Raw genomic sequence first — 11,625 nt, 5'->3', positions numbered from 1 at the left:
ATCGTTTTAATGCTATTCAGGCATTTTTCCCAAAAGTTGCGCCTCCATCAATATAGAGAGGAGAACCCATCATAAATTTTGATTCATCCGAAGCGAGAAATAAGGCGGCTTGGGCAACATCCTCAGGTAAGCCGAGCTCTTCACTAAGCTGACGCTTCTTAATTGACGCAATCGCAGTTTCCGGATTATCGTAAGAGGTTTTTAAGTAATTCTCAACGAACGGTGTTAGGATTGTACCTGGTAAAAGGGCATTTACACGAATATTGTATGCTGCGTAATCTACTTGCATGGATTTCGTCAGGGCCAATACCGCTCCTTTGGTAGCTGAATAAGAAGCTCTTCTGGCGAGCCCGATTTCTGCGACGCAAGAGGACATATTAATGATGTTGCCAGATTTTCGTTTCATCATATGAGGAAGCACATATTTGGAGGGCAAATATACCCCCCGAATATTAACCTGAATTACCCGTTCCCATGCATCCGGTTCAACTTCATGCAAAGCGCCTACTCCGCTAATCCCTGCATTGTTAAAAAGCACATCTATATGACCATATTGTTCAATGATTTGATCTACCATCTGCTCTACAGATTCAGCATGGGTCACATCCGCATGGATGAAATGACCTTTTCCTCCATCTGCATGAATATCCTTCAAAGTCTCTATACCTCTAGCTTCATCTAAATCGTTCACAATTACAGTTGCACCTTCACGAGCAAATAGCAATGCCGTGCTTCTCCCGATCCCTGAACCTGATCCCGTAATTAAGATGACTTTATTGGCTAATCTCATTAATGATTGCCTCCTTGGTATAGCGATAACCGATTCGCCAAATGACGAATTTCAGCCTCCGCAACATCCTTCTTTTTCTCCCAGATATGCTGCTGCATGGTACAGCTTACTGCTGCGATAGCCTCACCTGTTTTAGATAGGATCGGGGCTGAAACACAGCTGAACCCAACGATAACTTCCTGCTCATCGAAAGCAATCCCCTCATCACGGATGATTCGCAGTTGCTTAACCAGATCCGCCTTCGTTTTCAATGAATACTCTGTAGCGCTCGTTAATTCTTGAATCGGGTACAATGAATCCAGATCTTTATCATCAATGAACGACAGGAGCAATTTTCCAAGTGCAGTCACATGAGCAGGGAACTTCATACCGGGGCCGGATGCTAGCCTGACCATAGTCGGCGCTTCCTCCTTAGCTAGATACAACACTTTATTACCTTCAAGTCTGGCCAACTGAACTGTCTCTTGCAGACGATCTCTTGTGGCGGTAGCTTCTCGGTGAAATGATGAGATTAAATCCTGACCTTGCAAGTAGGAATCTCCCCACCTTCCCGCAGCGGAGCCAACGGCATAAGTATCGTTAGTATCTCTATTCACCCAATCAAGTACTTCCATAGTCTGCAAAATAGAGTACATAGAACTCTTATGGATACCAAGCTGATTGGATAAATCAATTAATCGATGCTTATAGGGTTCCTCTGATACAAGGCGTAGAATCCCGTCTGCTTTCTCCAAAGCAGGCACCCAATATTTTTTGTCCATGTGAGCACCTCTTTCAAACATTATACAAAACCAAGTTTTCTATACAAACTAATTTTAATTTTATTAGTTATATTTGGCAATCTTTTTTTCAAAAAAAAGACGATAGCTCCTAAGCTGATACCTAGGTTAACTATCGTCTTTATATTCATATTATCTCCGAATACCAATCGTTACAATTTCGCATGGACCGATCTGTAAGGCCGAACTACCTTTCTCTTCGCTAGAGAGTGGGTGGCTCTCCTCTTCCAGGATCGACGTCTTATAGAAATACTGCTGCGGTATCGTTGAACGGATGGTCAGGTCGGTACTCTGCTGACTCATGTTGTACCAGCGAAGCAGTAGGTCTCCAGTCTGCTCGTTCATTTTTAGAGAGGAAAATGCGAGCTCCTGACTCTCCCATTCGAATGGAGTATACACCGGAGCAATCGCTCCTTCATGTACATCAGTCTGACATACGACCCAAGGAATTTGGAATTGATAAGCTTCAGCAAAAGCACCTGAGGTTATACCATCTCCTGTGTGTGGGATGAGCTCCATACGTACAACGTGCTCTCCGAGACATTGCGCTTCTGGAGTTGGGAACAAACCCCAGTCTCCCAATTCACCCACGCTACGGAGTAGTGTAATCGCAATGGTGTTACGACCATCTCTTAACACTTCATATTCATTTAATCCAAAGTTAGCGACGGTTAGACCGGCTGTTTCATTACTGATATCAACAAAGGCCTGCTGATGCTGCGTGTTACTCGGATTCATCCATTCTGTAGCTGGCTCAATATTCCGCTCCACAACCTCAAACATCGAATCCACATGATGTGTGGCGGTGTTCAAATCTGTCGGAAATAGCGCACGAATCCGGTGATCTTTGGCTTTATTGTCTATCGTCGTTTCGATATGCAGCCCCTTCCCGCCCCGCTCCAAGCTAATTACGGTACGAAGTTTAAGAATGACTGTGTCACTACTGCGCTGCGCTTTCCGCTCCGGGTAGTACACAAGGGCACGCTGTTCCTCGTCCAGCTTATTATCTGCTGAGGCTGGAATCTCCCAGTCATGCTTAATTTCCACAGATGCTCGATAAGGTGTATTTTCCAGAACGCAAATATTCGCCTGTAGTCCCTTGGTCGTTAAAGCTTGTTCACCCTCTGGCTGTTTATACATGTATTCATTCCCGATATCACCTGTGTTCTCATACACACCAAGATCCCGGTAGGTCATGCCACTGGCTTTGTCACTTAGCGTAAATGAACCATTATCATGGATCACTACTTTGATGGTCTCATTCTCCAACACCCGATCCCCTTGAAGCAAAGATTCAGGAGCTATAGGCAACCCTGCGTTAGCACGACGAACCCACGCATATGCACGAAGACCCAGCGCCGGAACTTGCCCAGCTTCAAAGGTAAGTCTTACTCGGCGGCACATATAGGGCTGGCGGAATTTATCGTCAGGCAAATCATAACCAAACTGAAGACCCAAATCCTCCATCTGGCATGTAATGGCATTCCCTTGATCGTCTACTAATTCACGACCGTTTAAGTCAATATCTTTCATACGGCTGGCCGTTTCTTCTAGAGAGAAACCCTCTCGCAAATATAGACGTGCCGCATCAATTTCTATGCTCACTGTACCCGTGCGTCTCCACCCTGTCATATTCATGACTACTAACGGAAGCACTTCTTCACCATATGCTGCAAAACCGGACGTATCCACAGCTTCAGCGATCATGCGCTTACTATCATCAACAATGGTCTCTGCTACATGACGGCTTTTATCAAACCGGGTTACCATTTCGCGATGTACCTCATCCACGCTGCAGCCACAAATGCTGTCGTGAGGGTGATTCTGCATTAGCGTCTTCCAGGCGTAGGTGAACAGATGATGAGGGTAATCTTTGCCCAATACATGTGCGAATGAAGCGAGTGGCTCGGCCACCTTTTCAAGCAAGACTTGCCCTTCCTGATTCATCTGTTTCAAATAGACACGAGCAGATGCGGTATTCACTAACGTCCCCCATCCGTCAGTGTGCTGGCTCCGCAGTTCGCCCTTTACGGTCGACAAATTGTTGTGATCCATTACATCCTCTACAGCTTTAAGGTAATCAGGGAAGTTGGAATGGATAAACTCCATATCTGGATATAGCCGCTTCGCAGTTTCAATAGCCTCCGGCAAATCCAGTTGAGCCGGTTGATGATCGCAGCCGTTCATGAATAATAACTCGCCTGTAGAGGCAAATTTCCGAGCATCTGCTAACTTCTTCTCCCAGAACTCTTTTGCCTCTGTTTCATTCACTGGCACTTCGTTTCCGTTCGAATACCAATTCGCAAATAGAATTCCAAGCACTTTCGATCCATCCGGACCTTCCCATATCAGCTCGGAGAACGAAGATTCATATCCACCGTCCGATACTGTATTGTTGAATCCAGTCGGCTTTACACCTCTTCCAAAAAAGGCATTATTGATGCCTGATTGCTTCATTAATTGTGGAGTCTGACCCACTAGACCAAAGGTGTCCGGAAAATAACCGATCTTAGAAGGTTCACCGTAACGCTTCGAATCCTGATGACCAATCTGCATATTACGTACATTTGCCTCTCCGCTGGTAAGGAAAGCATCTTGCAGAATATACCAAGGTCCAATCAGAAGACGACCCTCCGTAATATGTTTTTGTAGACGATCTTGATTCTCGGGACGAACTTGAAGATAATCTTCCAGAATGATTGTCTGTCCGTCAAGATAAAAACTCTTAAATTCACCATCCTCATCCAATCGATCCAGCAATTCATCGACCAGTTTAATAAGGCGTACATGATGCTTTTCATATGGAAGATACCATTCCCGGTCCCAGTGAGTATGAGAAATAATATGGGCAGTCTGAGGTTTAATAGATTTATCTGAACGTTCCAATGTAAAGACCTCCTTATATGCAATACGTACTCTCTACTAAGATGCTTAATGTAGTAGATGTGGATAAGTTATATGGATTTCGACTTCCTGCTGGCGATACACGCCAAGAAGATCACCTTTATAGTCCGTAGCAAACAGGACTGAACGTTCCTGTTCCAACAAGAACGCGTAGGTTCGGCCAGTGGCTGAATCCTTCACCTCGATTTTCGCATCCTGAGCATATTCCGATACGAAGGTGAAGAGAGCCCCCGTAGCAAAGCTCAATTTTCGTCCGTAGATACCTACTAAGTCCCCTCCGCTAATCCACTCCAAGTCACACTCCACATGAGCAGCATGGAGCGCGTAGCGATACAGTGCAGAAGTAGTATCACTTCGGTCGCTCAATTCAACAGGCAGTGGACTCCATAGGAGTCGACCCTTGCCAAGCGGGATGTTTATGACTGAGTCTATAGTAGAGCTTCCGCTTCCGCCGGATTCGTGAATCATCGTTTCCTTCGATACCTCAGCAATCCTTCGGTGACCGAAGGAGACGGGGAGTTGTTGGCCTTGAAGGCTAAGCACTTCTTCACGGCGTACATTACGCAATTCACGCTTGCCAAGAATATCACTTAAGCGCTCTGAAGAACGCCAGTAAGCATCAATGTCGAGCGGGCCTGTAGCAAGCAATACCGCACCTGTCTCTTCAACGATGTGTAACAACCTTTCCATCGCCGCATCATCGAAGTTATGCGCGCTTGGCAGTATAATAAGCTTCACAGGATGGTTCTCCAAATCTTCTAGGTGGTATTCAGAAGCCCCTCTAAAAGGCATCTTTAGATCATATGAAAGAATGCGGGTAAGCTCTGTTGTAGCAGCGAAAGCCAGCTTCCGGTTAGAGAAATCATTCGAATACGGAAACACCACAGCGATCTCTTCCAGTTTCCGATCTCCAAATACGTCACGAATGCCTTCTATAAATTTCCCGAAGTCATAAGAGACATCCGCCTCTGGCTTTTCGGTTCCATCTGCTCTCAATGCTCCGATATGGGACTCATTCGCATTATCCATATAGAAGTTCGTATTCCAAATCCAGTGTATGGCCCCCGCACCAGCAGTTCCAAACGCATAGGCATATTTGCGTTCGAGTAGATTTCGCAGCTCTAGCTCCGAACGTTTGGCTCGTCCATCAGGAGTTTCTACATACATGACGCCAGTCTCTTGAATTAGGTTTGGCTTATTAGGCGTCTTGGCAAAGATGCCATCCCACACCAGATAATCATTAAACCACCAGGAATGTACATTGGTGTAATCCACCGTCTCCTCGTAGAAGAACGGTGAAGGTCGCTGAGCCCCTAGCCCTTCATCCTGCCCAACCGTAACCATCTGATCTGGACATTGCTCCTTAATGGTGTCATATAACTGCCTCACCCACCGGTTATGCATATCCATGGAGAACAAGCAATAATCAAGCCAACGCGTCCCTCTTTTAGCACTGTGCATATCCTGAACATCGAAGTTCATCTCTTTCGCTTCTGGCAGCCCTGCCGATGCAAAGTCCGGAAGCTGTGCGGGTGTCATATTCCAACGTTCCTGTAGTACTTCGATTTCCCCATGTCTATGTCGAAGCCATTCTATGAAAGCTTGTTGCTCGAAGCGATCATGACATGAACTCGGACCATCCGAGAAAATACGTGCCGGATCAAACATCGACGGTTCATTAATAAGATCCCAATCTACATTCGAAGACGCTTTATGACGAGATACAATAGAACGAATGAAACGCTTCTGAGCCTCAACACTTTGTGGGTCCAAATAAGGATTTACCCCACCCCACGTTTCCGGTGTGAAGGAGAAGAACGTGAAAGTCACCTGAAGATCATGCTTCTTCGCCGTCATGATAAAGGCATCAATCGCTCGCAGTACCTCTTCTGAAACATGACCATCGTCTTGCATCACATTACGATAAGCAGTCCAGATTCCTGTTCGGATCCAGTTAATCCCTGCCTTCCGCATTTGACCCATATCGCGATCCCATACCCCAACGTTCGGCAGAAATAGAAATTTTCGTGCCACATCACTCGTCATATAAGTCATTCCCACAACAGGTAGCGGACGCCCATCTTTTATGAAATAATCTCTTCCACTCGTTACCGGTTCACCTGCTGCCAGAAGTTCAGGGGCATGCCCCCAGAACCCTTGACGTAGAATGCGGACCTCACCATCACTGGCTTCCGCTTCGCAGACCACTTGGAACAGACCACTCCTAATTTCCAGAGGAATAGGCACCCGAACGATGTTAAGCTCAGCATTAGCCTTCATCTCTAAACAATGGGACCAATGTAAGGAGGGATCGGATTCATGCTCAACATGCATTGTAAACTTCCATTTGTCTTCATTTCGCAAAGAAGGTTTTACCCGCTCAAGCTGCTGAATCTGAAGTGTCAGAGAAGCCCGTTCTCCTGACTCATATGAAGCGTAATTTGGCTTAACCCACATTTCCGTTACACCCTTACTACAGAAACGAACCCACTCAGACATCGCGGACAGCCCTTTTTCCTTCCATAAAGAAGCCGTTGCAGCCGTATTTACGAACAGCCAGCGTGAGCCTGCAAATAAACCAATCGTATTCTCCCAAAGAACTACTGGAGCAGCAGTTTCCCGCCCCTCATGCGTAATTCCCTTCAAAAGCGGGTAAATCCGTGTGCTCATCGGACCTGCTGACCCCATTTGATGGGGTAAATCACTCGTCTTCGTCGTATGTGGCACAAGGTTCCATGTCTCTTCACTCGCTATAAAAAGAGCTTCTTGCCCCTTAAGCAGAGGAATCACATCTGATGCAAGCAAGGACTGGTTGCGAGAACAATCAACACGCAGTACCTCATGAATAGACAGCTCTTGATGATAAGAGGTCTGTTCCACTTCCACATGCCATTGTTCATTTTTCCAGCGAACGGGTTGTTTGAAGGGGGCACCTCCAATGCTGATCAGTCCACCACCTCTTTGCAAATATCCAAGAATGTCTATCCATGCCGCTTTTGGGAAATAGGGTGCATGCAGATTAATGAAACATCCACCTTCGATTTCCTTAAGCGTTGCCGAAAGCTGATTCGCATTCACGATCGTACCGAACTCACGCATGGATTTAATCGCGTCACTAGGAATCGAATTGGAAATTGGGAAATCAGAATCATAGAATATGATTACAGGTCTGCTCATAGTAGTCCTTCCTTCATCGATTTATAGACTAGTTGGGAGAACAGACTATTGGACCAGGCAAACCATTTTCTAGTGAACATATTCGGGTCATCGACATGAAATCCTTCATGCATAAAACCAGTCCCCGCATCCGTTGACTCTAGCATCGCAAGCATGTCCAGCTTCTCTTCCTTCGTGGAAGCCGTCAAACCTTGCATAGACAATGCCATATGCCAGATATAATCTTTCGGAGTATGTGGACTGCCAATCCCTTTCGCTGCTGTTCCTTCGAAGTAAAAAGGATTCTCCTTGCTCAGCGCAAATCGGCGTGTATTCTGATAAATCTCATCATCTGCTGTAACATAGCCTAGATAAGGAATCGACATGAGTCCCGGTGTTCCCGCATCATCCATCAAGCAGTAGTTGCCGTAGCCGTCGGTCTCATAGGCGTATATTGGGCCAAATTTCGGATGACGATAAATACCATACAGCTTGATTCCATGATCAATGTCCGCTTCTAATGCTTTAAGCTCTTTTAGAAATTCAAGATCACGGAATACCCATTCTGCGAATTCCTGCATATGACGTAATGCAACAACGGCGAACATATTCCCTGGGATATTGTAATGGAAGTCGCAAGCATCATCGCTTGATCGGAACCCGGACCAGACCATCCCCGTGTAATTTACAGGCATACCAAGACCGTTGCTGCGTAACGTATCTTCAGGTATTCCATTATTACGCATAAAGCGGTAAGGAGATAATTCAGCATGGCGTTGCTCTGTTCTAAATAAATTGTATATTTTGACCATTGCTGCCTTAAATCCGGCGTCGAATATATCAGTTTTCCCCGTTTCTTTCCAATAGGCATAAGCCAGACGCATAGAAAAACAGAGAGAATCGATCTCGAATTTACGTTCCCACACCCAAGGGGACATTTCCGTAATATCGCTAGTGCTCCAATGCCAGTCATTCGCTGTTTCGTTAAACGCATTGGCATACGGATCAATATGTATATACTGAATATGTCGTTTAATTAAACCGCTAATGATACGTTGAAGATCCGGATCATTCTTCGCAAATGGCACATAGTGCATAACCTGCTCCACAGAATCTCGCAACCAGGAAGCTGGGATATCACCAGTAATGATGAATGTTGTTCCATCATCCATGAGCTTAGTCGTAGTCTCAAGTGTATTCGGAAAGCAGTTCTTGAAAAGCTGCAATAGTTTAGGCCGATGAGCTAACTTCTCCTCTGCTTCGTTCAATACTTCTTGAATCGCTTGTGGAAGCGGAAGCTTCGGCATTGAGATGGTTGGCAGTCTGAATTGTTCCATATTTCCACTCCTCTTGATAAAAATGAGTATAGATAGAGAGACGGGCAGCATGGCTGCCCGTCTCCACTAATCCTATTTGCGTTACCTTTAGATTAATCGTAGGCGTTTTGTTACGTTCAAAGCTTATTTCTTTGTCTGGTTCCACTCATCAAGCTGCTTTTGAACTTCAGCAATGACTTTATCCAGTCCAGCTTCTTTAAATTTCTTGGTTGCTTTTGGCAGATATGTTTTAGGATCAACAGAACCTGTGTATAGCGCTGGCATAAATTCTTTAGTTACGTTGTTGATGGCCGCTACTTCTGTTTTTACAGGTGTAGGATCAAATGCAAAACCGAAGGTAGGGGCTTCTTTTGATGAATCATTAAACTTCTTGAAAGCATCCCATTTATCAGCAGGGTCATCAGCATGCAGATAAGTCAGTAACATATTTCCAAGCGTGAAGCCTGGCATTGCATAGCTATCTTGCATAGCTGGCAGATCTTCAATGACATTCTCGGAAATTTTCTTATAATGAGTGCCTTCGATACCATAGTTGAGCAAATTGCGTAAGTACTTATCTGTATTCAAAAGATTCAAGAACATCATAGCCCGTTCAGGATCACCTGAGGTTACGGAAATAGCGTGCATCGAACCTGCAGCGGACTGTGTATACACATAAGGCTCATGCATAGGCGAAGTTACAATTTCATAACCTGCTGAACGAGACCAACCTTTTTCTGCATAAGGCTGTGTGATTTCGCGATCGGCAAACCATTTACCTGTCTTAATGTTATCAATACCTTCAAGTGTTGCAACGTCTGGGCGTAAGTAACCTGCTGTGTAAAGTCTGCGCATCGTATCTAACGATGTTGCAAGTTCAGGTGTCTCCAGAATATTAACAACCTTGCCATCTGTGGAATCCATATAGACCCCAATAGGTAACTCATCACCTAATACATAGTCAAATGGCATGAATGGTTTAAAGCCTTTAGGAACAGCTAGCGGTGTAATATCCGCAGGCTCATTCTCTTTAATCGTTTTAAGAAGTGGCTCTAGATCATCCAATGTACGAATGTTGGAAATGTCCATGTTATATTTATCTACATATTTCTTATTGAAGCGCCATACCCATTGCTGTCCAAGCTCCTTATTTACAGGAACACCATAGATCTCACCTTTAATCTTAGTTCCTTCTAAGAAACGTGGGTCCAAAACTTCTTTCGTTTCCTTTCCATACTTATCTAGCAGATCGTTCAGACCCAAGAAGGTACCGTTAGCTGCATTACGGCGGAAATCATTTGTCCAAGAAGAGGTAAAGGCAATGTCATAAGGCTCACCAGAAGCGGTAATGACTTGCATCTTCTTATCGTAATCACCCCAATCGAACATCGTAATGTTCAACGTCGCATTAATTTTTTCTTGGGTATATTTATTAACTTCTTTTAATACAAGATCCAAATCCTTTTGAGGTCCACCAATTAAATACATCTTCAGCTCATATGGCTTTAATTCCGATGTACTCCCTGCTGAATTCCCTGCTGCCGCTGAATTGTTTGTTTCTTTAGCAGCATTTGTATTATTATTCGAACCACATCCAGCAAGAAGGCCAGAGAAAAGCATTGTTCCAGCAAGAGCGAGCGTTAAACTTTTTTTCACTTTCATTTCTATTTTCCCCCTTTAGTTTAATTAACTCTTTATTTATATCGACTCCTGTTCTAGCGATTCGAATAAATACATCTTAGTAGTGTTACTCTTTTAAAGAGCCAACAGTTAAGCCTTTTACAAAATACTTTTGGAAGAAGGGATACGCTAGTGCTATAGGCAAGGTCGCCAGTACAACCATCGCCATACGAACGGTTTCTGTCGGCAATGTCGCAGCAATCTCAAAGCTTGATCCCATCTGCATGCTGTTCTGGATAACAAACTCCATATTATTCTGAATTCGCATCAGCATCGCTTGGAGCGGTACAAGACTCGCATCATCTATATACAGCAGCGCATTAAACCAATCATTCCAATAGCCCAGCGTACAGAACAATCCAATCGTTGCAATCCCCGGTAATGAGATCGGAAGTACAATTTGCAGGAATGTCCGAAACTCCCCTGAACCGTCGATTTTGGCTGCCTCAATGAGTGCATCAGGCACTGAAGTCTGGAAGAAGGTCCGCATCACTAGGATGAAAAAGGCATTCATCGCTATTGGCAATATTAAAGCCCATATCGTGTTGTACAAATGTAAAAACTGTGTGGCCACAATATAGTTTGGAACCATTCCGCCTGAGAATAACATCGTGAAGAAGGCGAAGAAGCTGAAAAAATTACGATAGCGAAATGATCTTCGAGAAAGAACATAGGCGTAAGTTGTAATTAGAAATAAGCTAATGAGCGTACCTAGTACAGTAACAAGTAAGGTAACTCCAAAGGAACGAAATAACTGATCACCTGTGTTAAAAATAAACTGATACGCCGCCATACTAAATTTTTCTGGAATTAAGCTAAATCCATTTAAAGCGAGTACTTTCTCATCTGTAAAAGAAATGGCTATGACAAACAAGAACGGAAACACACAGGTAAAGGCGAAAACTCCAATCACAATATTGAGTACCACATTCCAAAAAGGAGTAATGGCGTTGTTGTCGACTTCTTTCGGCTTACGTTTGAATACTTCCATAACGTCAAT

7 protein-coding genes are annotated in these 11,625 nt (G+C 44.5%); all 7 read right to left on the bottom strand.

Going from position 1 to position 11,625, the window contains the following annotated elements; all coding sequences use genetic code 11:
* Nucleotides 1-16: 16 nt before the first annotated feature.
* The 7 genes from NST34_RS10955 to NST34_RS10925 all read right to left on the bottom strand — a co-directional run bounded on the left by NST34_RS10955 (nucleotide 17) and on the right by NST34_RS10925 (nucleotide 11,616).
* Nucleotides 17-790, bottom strand: coding sequence for an SDR family NAD(P)-dependent oxidoreductase (locus NST34_RS10955; RefSeq protein ID WP_340968825.1), 774 nt, complete (start codon nucleotides 788-790; stop codon nucleotides 17-19).
* Nucleotides 790-1,551 (bottom strand): IclR family transcriptional regulator, encoded by a 762-nt coding sequence (locus NST34_RS10950; protein WP_341127767.1) that lies wholly within the window; start codon nucleotides 1,549-1,551, stop codon nucleotides 790-792. The genes NST34_RS10955 and NST34_RS10950 overlap by 1 nt, the downstream gene beginning before the upstream one ends.
* Nucleotides 1,552-1,701: 150 nt before the next feature.
* On the bottom strand, nucleotides 1,702-4,455 hold the full coding sequence (locus NST34_RS10945) for an alpha-mannosidase (protein ID WP_341127766.1): 2,754 nt from the start codon (nucleotides 4,453-4,455) through the stop codon (nucleotides 1,702-1,704).
* 45 nt (nucleotides 4,456-4,500) lie between these two features.
* Nucleotides 4,501-7,650 (bottom strand): beta-galactosidase, encoded by a 3,150-nt coding sequence (locus tag NST34_RS10940; RefSeq protein WP_341127765.1) that lies wholly within the window; start codon nucleotides 7,648-7,650, stop codon nucleotides 4,501-4,503.
* Nucleotides 7,647-8,966: a glycoside hydrolase family 125 protein gene (locus NST34_RS10935; RefSeq protein ID WP_341060378.1), complete on the bottom strand. Its 1,320-nt coding sequence runs from the start codon at nucleotides 8,964-8,966 to the stop codon at nucleotides 7,647-7,649. The genes NST34_RS10940 and NST34_RS10935 overlap by 4 nt, the downstream gene beginning before the upstream one ends.
* Nucleotides 8,967-9,089: 123 nt before the next feature.
* On the bottom strand, nucleotides 9,090-10,607 hold the full coding sequence (locus tag NST34_RS10930; protein ID WP_340968822.1) for an ABC transporter substrate-binding protein: 1,518 nt from the start codon (nucleotides 10,605-10,607) through the stop codon (nucleotides 9,090-9,092).
* Nucleotides 10,608-10,692: 85 nt separating this feature from the next.
* On the bottom strand, nucleotides 10,693-11,616 hold the full coding sequence (locus NST34_RS10925) for a carbohydrate ABC transporter permease (RefSeq protein WP_076283087.1): 924 nt from the start codon (nucleotides 11,614-11,616) through the stop codon (nucleotides 10,693-10,695).
* Between the last annotated feature and the right edge of the window lie 9 nt (nucleotides 11,617-11,625).

Source organism: Paenibacillus sp. FSL H7-0714 (assembly GCF_038003765.1).
Classification (GTDB): Bacteria; Bacillota; Bacilli; order Paenibacillales; family Paenibacillaceae; genus Paenibacillus_AQ.
Note: the sequence above shows the minus strand (reverse complement) of the source record. Positions and strands in the feature narration are given on the sequence as shown.